This window comes from Halopiger xanaduensis SH-6, from assembly GCF_000217715.1.
In the GTDB taxonomy this organism is placed as follows: Archaea; Halobacteriota; Halobacteria; order Halobacteriales; family Natrialbaceae; genus Halopiger; species Halopiger xanaduensis.
On the sequence record NC_015666.1, the window covers coordinates 712,548 to 732,478 of the forward strand.

A 19,931-nucleotide genomic window follows, 5' to 3' on the forward strand; every position below is an offset into this window, starting at 1 on the left:
GCGCCGGACCGCGACTCGGTGCAACCCGATCGCTTGGCTCAAGAAGGGCGAGGGGCGGGTCATCGTCCTCTTTTCGGTGGGACTGTTCCACGCCCAACGATTACGGCGGGCGGATCTATCGGGTGACCAGGACGACTCCGAGAACCGCGAAGGCTATCCCGACGAGTCTCGTTACCGTCACGTCGTCTCCGAGGACGACCATCCCGATGAGGGCCGCGACGACGAAGTACATCGCACCGAGCGTCGAGACGATCGTCGTCGACCCGCCGGAGAGGCCGACGTACATCGAAATCAGGCCGATTCCGGTGAACAATCCGGCCGTACCGGCGAGCAGGCCGCCTCTCGCGGTGATGGCGAGCGACGCGTCTGAAACGATGATGAACCCGAGCGCAAGGGGCCCCGCAACGAGATAGGAGATCGCGGCGGCCGTCCTCGGGTCGATGGACTCCGACGCAGCGTTGCCCAAGACGACCCAGATTCCCCACGTGACCATCGTAATCGACCCGAAGAACACGGCCGAATCTATCTCGGGGAGCCCCATCGGTGGAGGACTCTATTGCCACTGGAAAACACCTCACCCTTCATTACCTGCGATTCTTAAGTAGCCGCCGTTCGAGCGTCGAGCGCGCTACGTCGCCGTACGTGCAGTGACCAGCACTGACCGATCGCGCCGCTATCGACCGCTACGCGTCGTCGAACCGATCGAGGCCGAACATCTCGATCGGGTGGTCGGTCTCCCCGTCGGCCGCGAGGTCGGCGAGGATCTCGCCGATGACGCTGGCGAACTTGAAGCCGTGGCCCGAAAAGCCCGCGCCGACGGCGACCTGCGGATGGTCGGGCAGGGTGTCCAGGATGAAGTGCTCGTCCGGGGAGTTGGTGAACATGCAGGTCGCGAGCCGCATCGTCGGCCCGGCGGCCTCGGGGAAGTAGTTCTCGACGACCTCGCGGAGGAGCCGCTCGTCCTCGCGGTTCGGTTCCCGGTCGTACTCGTCCGGGTCGACGTCCTCGTCGAAGTGGTGGTACTTCCCGAGTTTCATCCCCGGGACGTCGTAGATCGGCAGCCCGTAGAACCGGCCCTCGGGGACCTTCAGGTTCCAGACCGGGAAGCTGTCGGGTTCGAACGTCGCCGGCCGCTCGGGCTGGAACCAGCCAAGCACCTGCCGTTCGGGTACCGCGAGCCCCTCGAGCGCATCTGTAAACTTGTAGTTCCAGGCGCCGGCGGCGAGCACCATGGCGTCGGCTTCGTAGGTGTCCCGGTCGGTCTCGACGCGGACGCCCTCGTCCGGGGTGGGCTCCCAGTCGAGGACGCGCTCGCGGGCCCGCACCTCGGCGCCCGCGGCCTGGGCCGCCTCGGCGTGGCCGACGATCGCCTGTTCGGGGACGACGAAGCCGCCGTCAGGCTGGTACAGGGCCTTGTGGCCCTCCGGGAGGTCGTACCCGGGGAACCGCTCGGAGACCTCGGCGCTCGTCAGGACCTCGTGGGGGATGTCGTGTTCCTCGCACGAGCGCAGCGACCCCTCGAAGACGACGTTGTCCTCGGGGCCGGCGTCGATCGATCCCGTCCGGTGGAGCACGTCGCGGCCGGTCTCCTCGGCCAGGTCGTCCCAGAGGTCGTAGGCCCGTTCGATGAGCGGGATGTAATCGGGATGTTCGTAGTAGGCTCGGCGGATGATCCGCGTGATGCCGTGCGACGACCCCATCGTGTGGGGGATATCGTACCGCTCGAGGCCCACCACGTCGAGGCCGCGCTCGGCGAGGTGGTAGGTCGTCGCGCTGCCCATGCCGCCGACACCGATCACGACGACGTCGTACCGGTCGTCCGTCTCGTGCATACTGCCGACCGGTTCGACGACGATCCCCTTGACTGTTAATCCGTCTCACATCGGACCTTTTTGACGCGTCCCGGGGATCGGCCGGTATCGGTCGCTCGGACCGATCGACCGGCTCCGCCGCGCCGCAGCGGAGCGCGGCGTCGGACGCCACTTATAGGTACGAACTACCTGCGATCAACCCTTATTGAGCGTTACGCCATGGCATGGCACACAGTATGACCCGGTGGAACAACGGTCGAGACGCGGTGGAACCGGTCAGCCCCGACATTACCGACGAAACCAACGCCCTACCGGCGCGGTACTTCACCGACCCGGCGGTCCACGAGATGGAGAAGGAGAAGGTGTTCGGTCGGTACTGGGTGTACGCGGGCCACGCGAACTGCATTCCCGACGCGGGAGACTACTTCACGCGCAACATCGGCGATCGGGAGATCATCGTCGTCCGGACCCACGACGGCGACATCGAGGCGTTCTACAACGTCTGCGCGCACCGCGGGTCGGCCATGGTCGAGGAGACGCCGATGACCGACCCCGGCAACGCGGGCCGGATCAAGTGTCCGTACCACCTCTGGACGTACGACCTCGACGGGTCGCTCGCGAGCACGCCCAAGAGCTTCGAGGACGCGCGCCTGAACCCCGACCTCGAGGACGAGGACGTCTCCGAACCGGACGCCGAGGAGAACGCCCTCATGTCGGTCCACACCGACCGCATCGGCCCGTTCGTCTTCGTCAACTTCGCCGACGATCCGATGCCCCTCGAGGAACAGGCGGGCTCGATGAAGACCGAACTCGAGTCGCTTCCGCTGGAGGAGTACCACCTCGCCAGACGCATCGTCTCCGAAGTCGAGTGCAACTGGAAGGTCTTCGGCGGCAACTACTCCGAGTGCGACCACTGCCAGGCCAACCACCAGGACTGGGTGCGGGACCTCGAGCTCCTCGACTCCGAACTCGAGGTCAACGACTACCACTGGATCCTCCACTACCAGCACAAGGAGGACGTCGACGACGAGATGCGCATCCACGACGAGCACGAGGCGAAGTTCTACTACTTCTGGCCGAACTTCACGGTCAACATGTACGGGACCGCCGACGGCTACGGCACCTACATCATCGATCCGATCGACGAAGGGCGGTTCCAGCTCGTTGCGGACTACTACTTCGCGGACGCCGACCTGTCCGAGGAGGAAGCGGAGTTCGTCCGGACGAGCCGGCAGCTCCAGGAGGAGGACTTCGAACTGGTCGAGCGCCAGCAGCGCGGCCTCGAGTCGGGGGCGATCGCGCAGGCGCAACTCGGGCCGAACGAACACACCGTCCACAAGCTCCACCGCCTCGCGCAGGAGGCCTACGAGGCGTAGCTCGTCGCGAACATGACCGCGAGTGATCCACGACAACGGCAAGCACCGTTCGCGGCCGCGTGCCGGGAGTGCGAGGTCGAACAGGGCGTCGATTCCGCGAACGAACTCGTCGCGTTCTACCGTCGCCACAGTCGACAGACCGGACACGACGTCGTCGTCACGCGGACCGACTTTGCGTTCGATCTGCCGACGGCGACCGATATCGAGACCGTCGTCGCCGAACTCGAGGCCCACTACGAGAACGGCGTCCCACTGGGCGCCGTCGTCGCGGCGACGAGCGAGCAGGGGGTCCCCGTCGGGGAGACCCTCGACGAACTGCACGACGTGCGGTTGACCGGCGCGCTCTACGAACCGCGCGACGATCACGTCGCCGTCGTCTGACTCCGAGCGGCGGCGGACGGCGAGCGGCCGGCCGTCGGTTGTCCCGTACACCGTGCTCCTCGCACCTCACTCCTCGAGCAGCGTCGTCTCCACGAGCGTGCCGGTCCCGCGGCGGATGCGGCCGCCGACCGCGGTCGGCGAGATGCCCAGCGAGTCGGCGAGCTCCTCGAGCGACGTTTCCCGCGGTTCCTCGAAGTACCCCTCCTCGTAGGCGGCGACCAGGGCGGCGCGTTGCTCGTCGGTCACCTCCGGCGCCACCCCGTCGGTCCACTCGTCCCGCCGGAACATGCGGTGCAGTTCGAACGAGATGTCGCAGTCCTGGCACCGCTCCCAGAGCTCGGCGAGCGCCTCCCGGTCGGGAAGGTGAAGGCGGACGGTCCACCCCCGGTCGTTGCTCTCGGCCCGCAGCAGGAGGCCGCCGAGTTCGGTCGCCATCGGCGAGATGAGCTTCGTCCCCTCGGTGTGCTCGAGGCGGTAGAGACGCGTCGAGCCGAGGTCGTCGACCAGCAGCCAGTCGGCGACCGTGTGATCCGCCTCGAGCGTCGGCTCGAACGTCTCGTCCGCGTTCCGGACGAGGAAGAAGAACAGGCCGGTCTCCGGGTCGGTGGTCGAGTGGGAAACGACCTCGACGGACGCCTCCGGACAGTCCCGGATCGTCGGCGTCAACGCGAGATCAGGGTGGGCGACGTCGAGTATCGCGATCAGGCTCACGGCTTCTCACACCCTCGTTCGGTCCGGAGTTGCGTTGTCCGACGTCTATACACCGGTCGTCGGAATTCCCGTTGATCCGTTGACGATACGACCGTGTTTGTCATTGTCTTGCCACCATGTACCACACATCGCTACTTAACCGTTCCCTCGTATGGGGGGTTTCGAGCGGCGGAACGTGAGGGACTGGACCGTTGAAAGCCGAGTCGTTTTCGGGGCCGGCACGGTACTGCGGCTATGATCGATGCCGCCGTCGAGGTTCCGTTGCCCAACGTCGGCCCGGGTCCCGACCAGCTCGCGATCGCCGACCTCGCCGAACCGGTCGCGCCGGCGGATCCGACGACGACCGACGGGGGCGATCCCGCCTACGAGACCGTCCTCCTGTTGCTCCACCGCGACCACCACGCCGGCCAGTGTCGCCGGCAGGTCCGGGCCGTCGCGGACCGCTACGAGGAGTTTCAGGAGCGGGGCTGTCAGGTCGTCTCCGTCGTCCCCGAACCCCGCGAGCGCGTTCGCGAGTGGCAGGAACGGTACGACCTACCCTACCCGCTCTGTGCGGACCCGGACGCGACCGTCGGCGAAGCGTTCGAACAGCCCGTCCGGTTCGGTCCGCTCGGCAGGCACGTCGACCTCGTCGGTCGCATGCCCGCGGCGGTCGTCCTCGACGTCCAGGATGACGGCGACGAAATCACCGTCGCCGCCAGCCACCGCGGCCACACGAACATGGACCGTCCGGAAATCGACGAGTTGTTGGCGACGATCGACCGAGAGACGTGACACGAGAGACGATGTCCGGCTCCGGTCCCGATTTCGACGGTCGTTCGGACGTCGCGTTCGTCCGCTCCGCAACCGCCGACGACGCCCTCGAGGTCCGGCGTATCTTAGACGCCGCCATGCTCGAGCCGGGCGACGTCGAGGCACGGATCGACGCCGGCGACGTGCTCGTGGCCGGCGACCGCCGGGGTCGCGGCGACGGGTCGGCGGCCGCCCGCATCCTCGGCACGCTCGTCCTCGAGAGGCTCGAGGACGAACGGGGCGCCCACATCGCGGCGATCGGCGTTCGCCGCCGCCACCGGGGTCGCGGACTCGGCCGCGCGCTGGTCGAGCGCGGCCTCGAGCGCGAGGGGCGGCTGACGGCGCGGTTCGACGAGGGCGTCCGACCGTTCTACGAGCGGCTCGGGTTTTCGATCGAGCCGATCGACGGCCGGCGACACCAGGGCGTCGTCGTAGCGGAGGACTGAGGCGGCTTCCGGGACAGCCGAACATATTCTCCGTATTCTACCCGCGTGGGAACACCGGCGGGACTCAAGGGGGTCGATCGCGCACGCTCGGATAGAAACGACTACGGCCGATGGGACGCAGGATCCATCCAGTGCTCGGACGTGCCGACGATCGACCGATTCGCGCCGACCGCCACCCGACGGGAACCAGAACTGAGACCGAGATCGGGACCGGCCGGCGCCGTCGTTACGAGAACCCATGACCGACTACGCGCTCTTCATCGCGGCGAGTAACGCGGCGACGCTCGTAACGGGTGGTGCCGTCGCGACGCTCGCCTACCGGGCGTTCCGCCGCACCGGGTCGCCGGCGCTGCGGGCCGTCGCCGCCGGCTTCGCCATCATCGTGGCGGGCTCCGTCCTCGGCGGCGTGGCGCACCTGCTGCGCAGCGTCGCGCTCGGCGTCGCGATCCAGAGTTCGTTCACGGCCGGCGGCTTCGCCGTCCTGCTGTACTCGCTGTACACGGAGACGAGCGCGACGACGACCATCACCGTGGGGTGGTCCGAGTGACGGAGGATTCGACGCCGGACGAAACGGCAGCCGACGAGCCCACTCGAGTCGTCGCCCAGGGAACCTTCGACATCCTCCACCCTGGCCACGTCCACTACCTCGAGGAAGCCGCCGCCGCGGGCGACGAACTCCACGTCATCGTCGCCCGCGCGGACAACATCGCGCACAAACCCGATCCCGTCATGCCGGACGCGCAGCGCCGGGACACCGTCGCCGCGCTCGAGGCCGTCGATTACGCTCGACTCGGCCATCCCGAGGACTTCTCAGTTCCGATCGAGGCGATCGACCCCGACGTGCTCGTGCTGGGCCACGATCAGCACCACGACGAGCGCGACGTTTCGGCCATGCTCGCCGAGTGGGGAATCGACTGCCGCGTCGAGCGGGCGAGCGGGCTCGACCCGGACGGGGAGACGCTGGTGTCGAGCAGCGAGATCAAAGCCCGCGTCCGCGAGCGCCACACGGTCGAACCCTCCCGGTAGCACCGCGGCCGGAACCGCTGGGCCGGAGCGGATAGGTAACGCTACGATTATGTATTGTGTACCCTAGCTAACAGTATGGGCAACCCTCGACCGTCCGGCTCGTCGTCGCTGAGCAGTCGGGTACACGCGCTCGTCGAACGGTACACGCCAGACGGCGCGCTGGGCCGGTTCCTCCTCGGCGGGACCATCGGGCCGTTCGGGCTCTGGCTGCTGGCGCTCGGCGTATTCGCCGCCCCGACGTGGGGGCTCGCCGCGCTGTTCTGGATGCCCGTGTTACTCGGCTTCGGACTCCCGATGGTGCTCCTGTCGATTCTCACCCTCTGGCCGATCTACCTCTCGCTCATCGGGAACATCGACTCGGCGGCCGAGTATCCGGTCGGCGGCGCAAGCAGTTCGCGAACGACGAAGTCGGTTTCTACCACACCCACCACTACCGACACCATCTCTCGAGCCGGTATCGACCGAGACACCGGCGACTCACCGGCCGGAGCCGACGAGAGAGATCCGTTCGGCGATCTGAAAGCGAAGTACGAAAACGGCGAACTCTCGGAGGACGAGTTCGAGCGGCGACTCGAAGAGCGACTGGCGAACGGGGAGTACACGGTTCAGACCGACGCGACGAAGGGCCGATCGTCTCCGAACCGCGACGAGCCGACCCGCGAACGCCGAGAGCGGAGTTCGGAGCGCGGGTGAGGGAGCACCGAGCTACTGCAACTGACTCGGCCGCCGTGATGTGTTTTCAGCGGTGCTATCAGGAGGAATCCGACTCGAGGCGCGACCAGAACCGCTCGAGGCCGACGTCGAGCATGTCGAGACTGACCGGCTGGAACTCACTGTTCTCGGGCAGGAACTCCCGCACCGAATCCCAGCTATCGCGAGCGTAGCGCTCGTCCAGCAGGACGCGCACGCCGACGTCCTCGGGCGAGCGGATCACGCGGCCGATCGCCTGCCGGGCCTTCCGCACGGCGGGAATGGTGAGCGCGTAGGTGAAGCCGTCGCCGAACGCGTCGTCGTAGGCCCGGCGGACGGCCTCGGTGCGGGGACTCGAGGTGTTGACGATCGGGACGCCACAGACCACCGCCGCGGCGAGGCGGTCGCCGCTGTAGTCGACGCCCTCGGTCAGCGTCCCCCGGAGGCTGGTCACGAGCACCTTCCCCTCACCGGCGAAGAACTCGCTTTTGAGCGACTCGGTCGCCTCGTCGTCGGTCGAGGCGTCGAGCAGGATCGGTTTCCCGTCGACGCGGTCCTCGAGCACGCCGGCGGCCCACTCCGCTTCGGCGTAGCTGGGCATCCCGACGAGGACGTTGCCCGGAACCCGGGCGATCTTCGCGACGGCATCGGCGTACTGCCTGCGCGTGGGATTTTCTTCCCCCGCCCGGCCCCGGTTGTCGTAGGTGAACTTCGGCGCGGCGACCGCGAAGCTCTCGCGGTTCTCCGCGGGGAAGTGCAGCCCGTAGCGGCGCTCGACGACCGGCCGATCCTCCTCGCGCTCTATGTACTGCAGGCCAGTGACTTCGGTGAAGGCGTCCATCGGCTCGAGGGTCGCGCTCATGAGGATGCCGCCGCCGAACTTCGCGAGGCGGTCTCCGATGGCGTCGCTGGGGACGCAGTTGTGCAGGGCGATCCGGGCGGTGTAGGCCCGGCGCCACGAGTCGGCGGGTTCGGTCTCGTTCCAGGTGCGCTCGAGTTCGATCTCGCGGAAGTAGTCGGTGTGGTCGCGGCGGTACCACTCCCCGAGCACGCGGCCGACGGCGGGCGCGGCGCGGGTGCGGTCCTCGTCCTCGGCCTCGTTCAGGATGCGCGCGACGACGGCGCCGACGGCCTCGGCGCGGACCCAGTCGGCGTCGCCGTAGCCGGCCTCGCGCGCCCACGCGGAGAGTTCGTCCTCGGCGGGTTCGCCCGGGTCGCGCAGCGGGATCTCGTCGTCCTCGAGGTCGGTGAGGTTCGACTGCCACCCCCTGTGTTTCCGGTCGAGGTGAGCCGTGACCCGTCGGTCGAGTTCGGCGCGGAGGTCCCGGATGAACTCGAGGGTTCGGTTCAGTTCGTCGTAGGTGACGTCGCTGTCGTTGAGTTCGCCCCGCACGAGGTCGGCGTCGGCGGTCTTCGAGCCGCCCTCGGCGGTGCGGCCCTCGCGCTCGAACTTGATCGGCTGGATGACCCGCGAGAGTTCGGTTTCGGCGTCGCGCAGGGTCGCGTCGGCCACCCCGTCGCTGACCAGATCGCGCACGCGGGGCTCTAACATGTGGGCCTCGTCGCAGACGACGAACGTCGAGTCGTCCAGCAGGGCGCCGGTGAAGGAGCCGGTCGTCGTCGGATCGAACGCGTGGTAGTAGTTCCCGATGACGACCTCGACGTGGCCCAGCGCGGCGCCCATCACGGAGTGCGGGCAGGTGCCGTGCTTGACGGAGCGTGCGACGAGGTCCTCGGGCGTGATCATCCCTGCCGTCGTGAAGTCGTACGGCACCGCTTCGGCGGCGTCGCCCTCGCTGTCCTCCTCCGGGAGATCCTCGAGGTACTGCGCGTAGAACGGGCAGTACTCGGTTTCGGCGCCGACGGGACCGCCCTCGCCGTACTCGGGCAGGTCCGGCGGGTACGGCGTCGGCTCGCCGGCGGTCTCGAGGTAGTTCGCGGTCCCGCCTTGACTGCCGCTGTCGGCTAACCCGATCTGCTGGCTGCGGGCGCGGGCCGCGAGGTTCTGCGCCGTGGTGTCGCCGCCCTCGCCGACGAGGTCGCGAGTGCGATCCCGCAGCGTCTCGCAGCGGTCGTAGACGTTCCCGTCGTCGAACCCCGCCGTTTTCTCGCGGTTGTACGGGCAGACGTCGGCCTTCCCGACCAGCGTGAGGCCCGAGACCGGGCACCAGTCGTCGGGCAGATTTTCGTTGATCGTCTCTAAGTCCTCCTCGAACTGGCGCAGCTGTTGCTTGACGCTCGTGAGGACGAACACGCGCTCGTAGTCCGTATCGGGGTCGCGAACGAGGTCGATTCCCGCCGTGAGCGCGATCATCGTCTTCCCGGTGCCGCAGGCGCCCTCGACGACCGTGTAGCCGCCGTCTCGAGCGGCCTCGATCGCGGTCTCGATGCCGTCGACCTGTGGCTCGTAGGGTTGGGCGTGCCCGAAGATCGAGCGCCAGTCCGTCATGCGGTGTCTTCGCTTACTCGGGAGCGGTCGGCCATAGGGTTGACGGACCGCATTCGACGCGCCTTCGGTGATAAAGTGACGGTCGCTCGTCGGTAGAACGATCGATAGAACCAGCGCGCTACCGCTCGTCTCCGCCGACGGCGTCGGAAACCGGGGACTCGGCGTCTCGAGCCGGCGACTCTCCGGTCGCCCCAGCGTCGGCCGGAAGCGCCCAGTCGGGCTCGAGCGGCGGCGTCCCGGCGACGGCAATCGCGACCGCGGCGAGCCCGAACACGAGGATGCCGATTCCGCCGACGGGGTTGACGACCAGTTCGGAGCCGCCCTGCGCGAACGCGAGCATCGTCGCGGCGAAGGCGTTGAACGTGCCGTGGAAGACCGCCGGCGCCAGGACCGACCGGGCGGCCAGCGTGACGTAGGTGTAGACCGGCGCCATCGCGATGCAGGCGACGGTCATCACGCCGACGCCGACGACCGGCTCGTTCGGGAAGTTGTACCCCTCGATGACGATCGGTGCGTGCCACACTCCCCAGAAAAAGCCGACGACGGCCGACGCCCGCCAGAAGCCGAGCGGCGCGAGCGCGGTCTGGAGGACGCCGCGCCAGCCGAACTCCTCGCCGAACGCGAAGACGGCGTTGATCGTCGCGCCGGCGACGACCGCGACGACGAGCATGATGAGGAGGTTCGCCGGCCACCCGGGAAGCGACGGGCCAGCGTCCGTCGTTTCGGGCTGTTCGAACGACGTCCCCGCCCCGGTGATCGGATTCACGTCGGGAACGAACTCGGTCCCCGGAAGGGCGACGGCGACGGCCGTGCCAACCAGTATGAGCACGAGCGGGACGACCGCGGCGATTGCGAGCCAGCGGAGCCGTCCGCGCGGCAGTCGCAACCCCGCGCGCTCGAACGACAGCGCGCCGGAGACGCAGGTCACGATACCGGCCAGCAGCGGCGTGAACATGTAGGCCGGCGCGAGGAGGATCATGCTCACGCCGGCGAGCCGCGAGACGAGCACGAACCCGCTCGCGAGCGCCGCGAGCGCGACGAGGAAGACGACGAGCGGCCGACGGTCGATGACTTCCGAGGACATTCCTAGTCGTATCGATGTGTTGTTACAGCATCAATACTGTGACGATGACCGAGGCCGGCCGGAACGCTGTCGATTTGAACGGGGTGTACTGGCGTGTTCGACCGAATAGACCGAGATCTCGAGGCGACTGACGCGCCGAATCGGGTAGCCACTGCCGGCGCGCCCCTTATAAGTTCGAGGCCCCAACGACGGGTGTGAACGTTCCCGAATCACTCCGAAACGCCGACCGCCACGGTGCGATCGTCCGTACCGTCGAGTACGACGACACGAGCGTCATCGCGGTGGATTTCGGAAGCGAGGCCGGCGACGCGTCGATCGACATCGTCGGTGACACTGCAATTATCGTGACGGACGGCGAGCAGTTCGAGTTCGAACTCCCGCCGGAAGCGAGCGACGTCTCCGCGAACAACGGCGTCCTGACGATTACCGAGTAACCCTCGTTCTTCCGATTCCGACGGCGCCTCGTTTTCACCCGCAGTTCACGACGACGCGACAGCGCGCCGATCGAAACGCAACCCATTCCCGTTCCGGGCGGCTACGGAGCGTATGAGCGATTCGTTCGACGTCGACGTCGACCTGTGGCGCGACGAACTCGAGTCGAAACGCGCCGAGAAGGACGAGTTTTTCGCCGAGCACCCGCAGTCGCCGATTCCACCCGAGGAGCGCGACGACTTCGACGGCCTCGACTACTTCGAGCCGGATCCCGACTACCGCGTCGTCGCGACCGCGACGGTCCACGACGACCCCGAGGTCGTCCGGATGGATACCACCGCGGGCCGCGAAATGCGCTACCTCCGCGTGGCGACCCTCGAGTTCGACTTGGAGCGCGACGACGAGGATCTCGAAGACGGGACCTACGAGCTGGCTGCCTACCGACTCGAGAGCCCGAACGAGGAGCAGCTGTTCATTCCGTTCCGGGACAAGACGACGGGCCAGCAGAGCTACGAGGGCGGCCGCTACATGGAACTGGCGCCGGATCGGGACCTGGAGGACGGCGACGAACTCGTCCTCGATTTCAACCTGGCGTACACCCCCTTCTGCGCCTACAGCGAGACCTTCGACTGCCCGCTGCCGCCCGAGGAAAACTGGCTCGAGGTGGCGATTGCGGCGGGCGAGCGGTTCGAGGAGTCGACACCGTTCTAATTACCTCTTGACCGCTAGCGGAGTGTTTCGAGTCGAACAACTGGCCGGAAAGCCGGGCCACGGGCCGGTGATGCGCCGATTCGAGTCGAAGCGAAGGGGTTAGTGGCGGATCGTCGATCTCGCTCGAGTCGCAGGCATAGAAACGAACGGACTCGGAGAAAGAGCGAGCGTTGCGGTAATGTTAGGGCGCAACGCCGACGGTCAGCAGCGTTCCGTACTCGCGATAGCGTTCAACCATGTCCTCGCGGGTGTCCCAGTCCTCGGTCGGGAACTCGGCCTCGCTGGGGATCGTGATCTCGCGGTCGGGGATGTTGTCCTGTTCGGCGACGTGGAGGCCGGCGTCGCGGAAGGCCTCGCGGTACTGCCCGCGGTCCCAGCGGGTCATCTCGACGGCGATGTTCTCCTGCCACTCGTGGGAGTGGACGTTCTCCTCGTAGTAGTTGACGGCGCAGTAGAAGGTGCCGCCGGGCCGGAGAATGCGGGCGACCTCCCGGAGCGTGTTGTGCGGATCGGCGGCGTAGTAGAACGCTTCCATCGACCAGACGTGGTCGATCGAGTCGTCCGCGAACGGGAGCGAGTCGAAGTCGCCGACGACGTACCCGACCTCGGGATCGTCGGTGTAGCCGGCGGCGTTGCGCGCCATCTCGGGTGAACCGTCGAGGCCGTAGACCCGGCCCGCGTCCTTGTTGTCCCGCAGGGCGCGGCCGGCGTACCCGCTGCCGCAGCCGAGGTCGAGCACGGTGTCGCCGGGTTCGACCGGCATTCGCGCGAGCGCGTGTTTGGCGGTGTGCCAGTGGCGCTCCTCCATGCCGCGGTCGCGGCCGCTCGTTGCCCATTCGTCGAACTCCTCGCGTACGCTCATACGTGAACGGTCCGTCTCCGCGTCCAAAACCCGTTCGGCTTTCGGTGCGACGCGGACGACTCGAGTCGAAACGGTGGGATCGATTCGCAGGTTCGTCGGAGACGGTTCGGCGCATGACCGCAGCATCATATTCAGCACGGCGCCGGCGAGACGACGCCGCACCGACGGAGCGACCGACAGCTTCTTTAGGGTGGCCTAAAAATAGATGAGTGGAGAGGTTGCGGTCGACCGACACACCGTGGGCATCGGCTCTCGGTCGAACGGACAGCACTCGCTGCCTCGACCTCTCGTCCCCTTGCTTCGGAAACCCAGTCCCCCTCGAGTCGTGAGATCGCGAGACTACGTCGGAGCACCGGCGCGGACGACACATCCGCACTATTAAGTCGGTCCCGAAAGTTGTTGACTCCAGAATGGAGTACACGCTCGAGATCGACGGGACGCCGGAGACGATTAGGGGTGGGACAGGGGTTCTCTTACTCCACCCGAGCACCGGCGAAACGGACCGCATCGACACCGACTTTCTCAAAACCGACACCGACCACTTCCTCGTCATCTCCACGCGAACGACGGCCCGCGAAGTCAGGCAGAAACTCGAGTACTACGACGTCGACGAGGAGTGCGCCGAGATTCTCGACACGCTGTCCATCGAACGCGGCTACTCCCGTCGCAAGAGCGACGCCGTCCACTACGTCGCCGCGCCCGACGACATCGACGGTATCGTCAGCCAGATCGAGAGCTTCCTCGCCGACAACGACGGCAAACTCCGACTCAGCTTCGACTCCGTCACCGAACTCGCCTACTACGCCGGCGACGAGGCCGCGATCGAGGCCGTCGAACGGATCCTCGAACTGCTCGAGGAGTACGACGCGGTCGGTCTCTTCCACGTCTCCGAGGAGCCCCACGATCCCGAAATCGTCGATCGGTTCCGCGCGCTGTTCGACGGCGTGATCGATCTGGACGAGGACGGCAGCATCGACGCCGACTTCTAAGTCTGCGGTCTCGCGTCTCTCGTCTCTCGTTTCTCGGTTCAGTTCTCGACTCTCGTCGCGAGCGACGACCGCGAGTCAGAAATCGATTCATTACTGACCCCGTCGTGTCGCGAGGATCTCGAACCCTACTCCGCGAGCGAGTCGAACGTCTTCTCGGCCCACCGAACCGCGTACTCGGGGCCGTGGTCGCGATAGGCGTCCGTATCGAGCGCGGCGAACGGCGCCGGCAGTTCGATCGCGTGCTTGATCGCCGCACACGCCAGTTCCGTCGCGTCCGCGAAGTCCGTCTCGCCGCGGGCGACCGCGCGCGGCAGGCCTGAGACTCGCTCCTCGAGGCGCGTGCCCGCGTCCTGCCACGCGTCGGCGAGTTCGGGGTTCTCCGCGTGCCAGTCCGCGAAGACCTCGCGGGTCTGGAGCCCGACCCAGCCGTCGAACAGCGCCGCGGCGACCTGGTAGGTCCCGTTCGGGTCGAGATCGACCGCCCGATCGAGGTCCGCGTAGGTATCCTCGAAGAAGCCGATGAAGTGTTCGGGCACCTCGAGCCCCAGTTCGACGAACGCCTCCGCGAGCAGGAAGTTCAGGAACGGCTCGGGCGTCCCCTCGACGCGCGGCTTGACCAGCACGACCGGCGGCTCGGTCTGGCGCGTCCAGACGATGCTTCCGTCGCCCGGCATACCGATGGTCAGATCCGAACTCGCGTACCGCGCCAACAGTGTCGGCGCGTCGTCGGGGAGCCACGACGCGGGATAGCTCGCCGGCTCGAGCGCGTCGACGACGAGGCCGAGGTCCTCGGCCAGCGCCGGCGGGAGCGTCTCGAAGTCACGCTCGCAGTCGAAGACTGTCGCTTCGGGAGCCTGAGACTCTCGAACGACCTCGACCGGCGGCGAGAGCTCGCGGGGCTCGAACATCGGGCTCGGCTCAGGCGAGGACGGTCTGGAAGACCAGCAGGATTGCAAGCAGTGCCGAGATACCGACCGTGGTGAGAACGACCTTGGTTGCGGTGCTCATAGTCGGAAGCTATCACGCGCGTCGCTTAAATCCATCTGTCTCGGCGTCGGCCGCCGGCCGTCGACGGCATCCGTCTCGAGGGCGGCCGCGAGTTATGAGAACAACTCGAGAGCTGTGAATCGGGTCGCCAGGATCGCCGGCGGTAGAAACAGTCGACAGAACCGTTACTCGTCGGCCTCGCGCCACGAGTCGGGGACGTCGATCACGTAGCGACCGTCCTCCTGCAGGGAGATGATGTACTCCTCGCGGTTGTACAGCTCCATCAGGTTGAGTTCGTACTGTCCGGGGTTGACGATCTTGATGCTCTCGAACTGCTTGTTCAACTCCTCGCGAAGCTCCTCGATCGACGGTTCGTCGCCGGAGGGCTCGCTGACGACCCGGCCGTGAGACGGCGGCCGGTCGTCGTCGCTGGGACCGGAATCGGGGCCGGCATCCGCGGACGCGTCGCCCGCGGTCGGTTCGTCGACCGCAGGTTCGACCGCCGAGTCCGCGTCGGAGTCGGGAACGGACGTCGAAGCAGCGGACGCGTTTGCATCGGCGGCTGCGTCAGGCGCGCTGGCGCCCGGGGTGCCAGGATTGGACTCGGACCCGGACTCGAGATCGGTCGCGCTCGAGTCGCCGGACTGGGACGCGGTTCGGGTGCGAAAATCGTCCCGGTCGGTGTCAGTGTGCGAGGGAAGTTCCGTCGAGGAGACGACGTCGCTTCGCGCGTCGGCCTGGGCGGTGTTCTCGCTGTCGGCGAGCGTCGCGGTCGGCTTCCGGCGGTCGACGCTCGAGTCGTCGGACTCGGCGTTTGCCGGGGTACCGTCTCCGTCTTCGCCCCCGTCTCGGTCTTCGGGTCGCCGCGCCGTGTCGGGCCACTCCGTGAACCCCTCCGTTTCGTCCGGCGCGTCGTCGGCGCCGCCCCGTGCCGCTTCCGTTGCTGTCGTCGGCCACGAGCGCTCGGACGACGAGTCGCTCGAGGTCGTATTCGTCCCGGAAGGGGACGAAGCGGAACTCGAAGGGGAAGCGGCCGATGCGTCCGTCGAAGCGGAAGACGACGAATCCGGCGACATCAAGTCCCGAACCGTCTCTGCGGCACGCGAGGTGACGCTCTCGTCGTCGGTTTCCGCGTCCGGGGACGGAGCCGACTCAGGATCGAGGCCGGAGTCGGAACCGGGACCGTCCGCGGCGCTCGAGTCGGACTCGGCCCCGGCGGCCGTATCGGACGACCCGGTTGCGGCCGATCCGCTGTTGGATCCCGACCCCGACGGCGTAAACTGGAACTTGTTCCCGCCGCAGTCGGGACACCCCGACAGCATCTCCTTGGAGCCGTCGGGGAACGTGCGGCCGCAGTTCGTACATTGGTGTGGCATTTTAGTTTCGGGACACGAGCGCGCTGATCAGCGTTTCGTCCTTGTGCAGCGTTTCGATCTGGTTGGCCGGCCCGATCACCGTCAGCTTCGCGTCCGACTCGTCGCCGCCCATGATCCGGCCGAGCAGCGAGGAGTCGCGCGTCCCCGACTTCGGATACGTTTCGATCTCGATCCCGTTGAACTCGTCCGGGCTGATCTCGGACATCGTGACCTCGATGAGCCGGCTCTCCTCGTCGGGAGTCAGTCCCTCCTCGAGGATGACGATGTTCCCGTCGTGAACGCCGTCCAGGATCATCCTGATCTTCTCCATCGTCGCCATATCCTGCATGCGCTCGCCGCTGATCAGGTCGATCTGGACGCCGTCGTCGGGACCGTCAGCGTCGTCGGTGTTGGTTGCTTTAGGCATGGCAACTCACCCGAAGTACTCCGCGATATTGTCGTAGACTTCGTCCATGTTGTCGCCTTCCTTCGCCGACAGCGGGATCGTCTTGTGCTGCGGGAAGGCGTCCTCGATGCGCTTGACGCTCGAGTCGTCGAGGTCGATCTTGTTCGCGAAGATGAGAACGGGGAGATCCCGGGATTCGATGATGCCGATCAACATCGTGTTGACCTGCGTGATCGGATCCTCGGCGCTATCTAAGACGTAGATGACGCCGTCGACGTCCTCGCGAAGCCAGTGCATGGCTTCGGCGACGCCCTCCGTGGCCTCGCGGGAGCGGCGGATCGCGTCGTCTTCGTCCATTTCGTCGGTGAACTCCTCGTAGTCGACCTTCGTCGTCACGCCGGGCGTGTCGACGATGTCGATGGTCACCTTCTTCCCGTCGCGCTCGATCTCGACGTTTTCTTTCCTGCGTGCGCGTCGCGTTTCGTGTGGAACGTGACTTTCCGTACCGACGGCGTCGCCGGTCCAGTCCCGTGCGATTCGGTTCGCGAGCGTCGTCTTGCCGGCGTTCGGCGGACCGTAGATACCGATACGTTTGGGTTCCTGTTCTGAGAACAGGCGGTCCGTAACCCGAGAGATACTATCTTTGAGTTCTGTGAACAGTCCCATCTGTAGGGCCCTCCAGCACCGCGGGGTGCATCTGAGCGTACTACTGACTGAATTCACTTAAGCTTATGTCAGACATATCTATAAACCAACAACAGTGAGTTATCAGGAGGGATGTGAAAGTATGTCTCTCATTAATCCGATATGTAGGGTGGTCCATGGCAACGATTGGCTCGATCCGGCCGTGGTCCCCCACCCCTTTGTTTCAACTGGAGAGTGCCGAGGGTGCGGTGTCCCGGAGCAGTTCGATCGGTCAATCGGACCCCTTTCCTTCGAGTCGAGCCGAAAAGAGAGGGTCTCTCCGGACGGAATCGGGCGGACCCAGCGGTTCTAGTAACTCGAGGTGCTCTAGATCGCGAATCTAGTTGAAACTAGTAACTAGCTGCAACAGCCCTAGTAAAGTCCTAGATTTGCTAGTCGTTCGGATATTGTTTTTCAGGCAGTCACCTAAAGCTTCTCCTTCTAGAGACACCTTCTCCCCACCCACCCCTTCTTCAGGCCGTTCCACCTGAAACGAAGGGGTGGGGGGCTTCCGATGATCATCGTCGATCTTCCAAACTGATCACGAGTCACGATATCGAGGCCCACTATTCATCAGAATCCTGTTCTATCTTTCCAGACACTGTTCGACGATATCATATCGTCCGGTCTACCGGCTTCCAGAACGATGTGCCAGGGCGTTCGCCGACCGCCTAATCCATCATTAGGTCACACGGGCATAGCAGCAGGGTACCCTAATCCCGTACTGCAGCGTTGCAAGCGAGTCCAGTCTCGATTACCCCCGTGAATCGAAGGGAAGAATTTAATACAACGCTCTTCCTCTGTTTCGTTTGCATCAACTGGACCCGGACCGGGTTGCTGGAATCGTTGATGGGCCCCTACGGCCCGTCTACCTCGCTACATTCCTGATCTCGGGTTCGGATTTCCACCTGAAACAAGGGGGTGACTGTACGACGGATGTCAGATGACGATACTGAATTCACGGGCTCGAACGACGTCGAGGGAGACGATACGCACGGGTTTTCCACGGACTTCGGCGACACCGAGCTCGGCGACGACGAGCCCAAACAGGGGTTGTTCGACGACCTGCTGAGCGGCGAACCGATCTTCGAGAACAAGGAGGTCCTTCGACCGTCTTACACGCCCCACGAACTCCCGCACCGGAGCGACCAGATCAACAAGATGGCGACGATCCTGGTCGCCGCACTTCGCGGCGAGACGCCGTCGAACATCCTCATCTACGGCAAAACAGGGACCGGCAAGACCGCCAGCGCGAAGTTCGTCAGCAAGGAACTCGAGAGCACCTCCCAGAAGTACAGCGTCCCCTGCGACGTCGAGTACATCAACTGCGAGGTGACGGACACGCAGTACCGCGTGCTCGCGCAACTCGCGAACAAGTTCATCGAGAAGAACAAGGAGCGCATCGACGATCGGATCGACTCCCTCGAGGATCTTCTCGGGGCCATCGAGGAATACGAAGCGGGGAACGATCCGTCCGCCGATGAATCGGAACTCTTCGACTATCCCGACGAGTTAGCCGACGCACCGGACGATCCTAATGTTTCAACTGGAGCGGACAATCCGGATACGCCGAACGAATCTCCAGTTGAAACGGAGGGGTATGAAGACGGTGACACCGCGGGAGATTCCGGTGCTACGGCCGATGGCGCCGCCGAACCGTCTCACCCCCTCGCGTCGACTCCGTTCGACTCGGTAGCCGAGATCGAAGCGCGGATCGAGTCCCTCGAGGAGGACAAGGATTCGTTCGAAGACGTTCCGATGACCGGCTGGCCGACCGACCGCGTCTACAACGTCTTCTTCGACGCCGTCGACTACGACGAGCGGGTCGTCGTCATCATGTTAGACGAGATCGACAAACTCGTCGAGAAGAGCGGCGACGACACGCTCTACAACCTCTCGCGGATGAACTCCGAACTCGAGAACTCCCGGGTGTCGATCATCGGCATCTCGAACGACCTCAAGTTCACCGACTTCCTCGACCCGCGGGTCAAATCCTCGCTCGGGGAGGAGGAGATCGTCTTTCCGCCGTACGACGCGAACCAGTTGCGGGACATCCTCGAGCATCGGTCCGACGTGGCGTTCAAGGGCGGCGCGCTCTCCGAGGACGTGATCCCCCTCTGCGCCGCGTTCGCCGCCCAGGAGCACGGGGACGCACGACGCGCGCTCGATCTCCTCCGAACGGCGGGCGAGCTCGCCGAGCGCTCCCAGGCCGAGACGATCGTCGAGGAACACGTCCGGCAGGCCCAGGACAAGATCGAACTCGATCGCGTCGTCGAGGTCGTCCGCACCCTCCCGACGCAGTCGAAACTCGTCCTCTTCGCGATCATCCTGCTCGAGAAGAACGGCGTCCACAGCATCAACACGGGCGAGGTGTTCAACATCTACAAGCGCCTCTGCGAGGAGATCGACGCCGACGTCCTCACCCAGCGGCGGGTGACGGACCTCATCAGCGAACTCGACATGCTGGGGATCGTCAACGCCGTCGTCGTCTCGAAGGGACGCTACGGCCGCACGAAGGAGATCAGCCTCTCGGTGCCGCTCGAGGAGACGGAAGCAGTGCTGCTCTCCGACTCCCGGCTTTCCGACATCGACGACATCCAGCCGTTCGTGCAGGCGCGGTTCGAGAACTGATACTGAACTGATTCTCCGCCCCTTGCACGCGTCGTTTCGAGTCGAACGCCCGCTTCCGTTCGCGAATTCGCACAGCCCGGTTTTCATCGACGCAGCGCCAGCGAAGGA

Annotated in this window: 22 protein-coding genes; 11 read left to right on the forward strand and 11 right to left on the reverse strand. The window is 65.8% G+C overall.

Annotated elements, in window-relative coordinates:
* Nucleotides 1–115: 115 nt before the first annotated feature.
* Together HALXA_RS03500 and solA are read right to left on the reverse strand one after the other, a co-directional pair.
* Nucleotides 116–541, reverse strand: coding sequence for an EamA family transporter (locus HALXA_RS03500; protein ID WP_013878928.1), 426 nt, complete (start codon nt 539–541; stop codon nt 116–118).
* Between the two features lie 142 nt (nt 542–683).
* Nucleotides 684–1,832: an N-methyl-L-tryptophan oxidase gene (gene solA / locus HALXA_RS03505; RefSeq protein WP_013878929.1), complete on the reverse strand. Its 1,149-nt coding sequence runs from the start codon at nt 1,830–1,832 to the stop codon at nt 684–686.
* A gap of 215 nt (nt 1,833–2,047) precedes the next feature.
* On the opposite strand from solA, the gene HALXA_RS03510 reads away from it, so the two are divergent.
* Nucleotides 2,048–3,187 (forward strand): aromatic ring-hydroxylating oxygenase subunit alpha, encoded by a 1,140-nt coding sequence (locus HALXA_RS03510; protein WP_049895121.1) that lies wholly within the window; start codon nt 2,048–2,050, stop codon nt 3,185–3,187.
* 12 nt (nt 3,188–3,199) lie between these two features.
* Nucleotides 3,200–3,568, forward strand: coding sequence for a hypothetical protein (locus HALXA_RS03515; RefSeq protein ID WP_013878931.1), 369 nt, complete (start codon nt 3,200–3,202; stop codon nt 3,566–3,568).
* A gap of 66 nt (nt 3,569–3,634) precedes the next feature.
* On the opposite strand, the gene HALXA_RS03520 is transcribed toward HALXA_RS03515, so the two are convergent.
* The gene (locus tag HALXA_RS03520) at nt 3,635–4,279 is read right to left on the reverse strand and encodes a helix-turn-helix domain-containing protein (RefSeq protein ID WP_013878932.1); all 645 of its coding nucleotides are present in this window, start codon (nt 4,277–4,279) and stop codon (nt 3,635–3,637) included.
* Between the two features lie 234 nt (nt 4,280–4,513).
* Here HALXA_RS03520 and HALXA_RS03525 point away from each other — a divergent pair, with 234 nt between their 5' ends.
* From HALXA_RS03525 to HALXA_RS03545, 5 genes are all read left to right on the forward strand, one after another.
* Entirely contained in the window at nt 4,514–5,053 is a 540-nt protein-coding gene (locus tag HALXA_RS03525) for a peroxiredoxin family protein (RefSeq protein ID WP_013878933.1), read from the forward strand.
* A gap of 11 nt (nt 5,054–5,064) precedes the next feature.
* Nucleotides 5,065–5,517: a GNAT family N-acetyltransferase gene (locus HALXA_RS03530; RefSeq protein WP_013878934.1), complete on the forward strand. Its 453-nt coding sequence runs from the start codon at nt 5,065–5,067 to the stop codon at nt 5,515–5,517.
* A 238-nt stretch (nt 5,518–5,755) separates the two neighbouring features.
* Nucleotides 5,756–6,064 (forward strand): DUF7521 family protein, encoded by a 309-nt coding sequence (locus HALXA_RS03535; RefSeq protein ID WP_013878935.1) that lies wholly within the window; start codon nt 5,756–5,758, stop codon nt 6,062–6,064.
* On the forward strand, nt 6,061–6,543 hold the full coding sequence (locus HALXA_RS03540) for an adenylyltransferase/cytidyltransferase family protein (protein ID WP_013878936.1): 483 nt from the start codon (nt 6,061–6,063) through the stop codon (nt 6,541–6,543). Before HALXA_RS03535 ends, HALXA_RS03540 begins: the two co-directional genes overlap by 4 nt.
* 75 nt (nt 6,544–6,618) lie before the next feature.
* Nucleotides 6,619–7,236 (forward strand): SHOCT domain-containing protein, encoded by a 618-nt coding sequence (locus tag HALXA_RS03545; RefSeq protein ID WP_013878937.1) that lies wholly within the window; start codon nt 6,619–6,621, stop codon nt 7,234–7,236.
* Between the two features lie 58 nt (nt 7,237–7,294).
* Here the strand turns inward: HALXA_RS03545 and HALXA_RS03550 are convergent, their stop codons facing one another.
* Both HALXA_RS03550 and HALXA_RS03555 read right to left on the reverse strand, forming a co-directional pair.
* Complete coding sequence (locus HALXA_RS03550) at nt 7,295–9,682, reverse strand: ATP-dependent DNA helicase (protein ID WP_013878938.1); 2,388 nt, start codon at nt 9,680–9,682, stop codon at nt 7,295–7,297.
* 118 nt (nt 9,683–9,800) lie between these two features.
* Nucleotides 9,801–10,766, reverse strand: coding sequence for a CPBP family intramembrane glutamic endopeptidase (locus HALXA_RS03555; protein ID WP_013878939.1), 966 nt, complete (start codon nt 10,764–10,766; stop codon nt 9,801–9,803).
* 194 nt (nt 10,767–10,960) lie between these two features.
* On the opposite strand from HALXA_RS03555, the gene HALXA_RS03560 reads away from it, so the two are divergent.
* Nucleotides 10,961–11,200: a DUF7127 family protein gene (locus HALXA_RS03560; RefSeq protein WP_013878940.1), complete on the forward strand. Its 240-nt coding sequence runs from the start codon at nt 10,961–10,963 to the stop codon at nt 11,198–11,200.
* Between the two features lie 112 nt (nt 11,201–11,312).
* Nucleotides 11,313–11,909 (forward strand): DUF1684 domain-containing protein, encoded by a 597-nt coding sequence (locus tag HALXA_RS03565; RefSeq protein ID WP_013878941.1) that lies wholly within the window; start codon nt 11,313–11,315, stop codon nt 11,907–11,909.
* 181 nt (nt 11,910–12,090) lie between these two features.
* Here HALXA_RS03565 and HALXA_RS03570 read toward each other — a convergent pair whose 3' ends face one another.
* Nucleotides 12,091–12,771: a class I SAM-dependent methyltransferase gene (locus HALXA_RS03570; protein WP_013878942.1), complete on the reverse strand. Its 681-nt coding sequence runs from the start codon at nt 12,769–12,771 to the stop codon at nt 12,091–12,093.
* Nucleotides 12,772–13,181: 410 nt separating this feature from the next.
* On the opposite strand from HALXA_RS03570, the gene HALXA_RS03575 reads away from it, so the two are divergent.
* On the forward strand, nt 13,182–13,760 hold the full coding sequence (locus HALXA_RS03575; RefSeq protein WP_013878943.1) for a DUF7090 family protein: 579 nt from the start codon (nt 13,182–13,184) through the stop codon (nt 13,758–13,760).
* A gap of 125 nt (nt 13,761–13,885) precedes the next feature.
* Here the strand turns inward: HALXA_RS03575 and HALXA_RS03580 are convergent, their stop codons facing one another.
* The 5 genes from HALXA_RS03580 to HALXA_RS03595 all read right to left on the reverse strand — a co-directional run bounded on the left by HALXA_RS03580 (nt 13,886) and on the right by HALXA_RS03595 (nt 17,174).
* Nucleotides 13,886–14,668, reverse strand: a complete 783-nt coding sequence (locus HALXA_RS03580; RefSeq protein ID WP_013878944.1) for a DUF7089 family protein — start codon at nt 14,666–14,668, stop codon at nt 13,886–13,888.
* Between the two features lie 10 nt (nt 14,669–14,678).
* Nucleotides 14,679–14,768 carry a hypothetical protein gene (locus tag HALXA_RS22915; RefSeq protein WP_449271600.1) on the reverse strand — a complete coding sequence of 30 codons (90 nt, stop codon included), beginning with the start codon at nt 14,766–14,768 and terminating at the stop codon, nt 14,679–14,681.
* 164 nt (nt 14,769–14,932) lie between these two features.
* The gene (locus HALXA_RS03585; RefSeq protein ID WP_013878945.1) at nt 14,933–16,123 is read right to left on the reverse strand and encodes an OapC/ArvC family zinc-ribbon domain-containing protein; all 1,191 of its coding nucleotides are present in this window, start codon (nt 16,121–16,123) and stop codon (nt 14,933–14,935) included.
* Between the two features lies 1 nt (nt 16,124).
* Entirely contained in the window at nt 16,125–16,529 is a 405-nt protein-coding gene (locus HALXA_RS03590; RefSeq protein ID WP_013878946.1) for a DUF2073 domain-containing protein, read from the reverse strand.
* 6 nt (nt 16,530–16,535) lie between these two features.
* Nucleotides 16,536–17,174, reverse strand: coding sequence for an Era-like GTP-binding protein (locus HALXA_RS03595; RefSeq protein WP_013878947.1), 639 nt, complete (start codon nt 17,172–17,174; stop codon nt 16,536–16,538).
* Between the two features lie 954 nt (nt 17,175–18,128).
* Between HALXA_RS03595 and HALXA_RS03600 the strand changes: the two genes are divergently transcribed.
* Nucleotides 18,129–19,823: an AAA family ATPase gene (locus HALXA_RS03600; protein WP_013878948.1), complete on the forward strand. Its 1,695-nt coding sequence runs from the start codon at nt 18,129–18,131 to the stop codon at nt 19,821–19,823.
* The last annotated feature ends 108 nt before the right edge of the window (nt 19,824–19,931 follow it).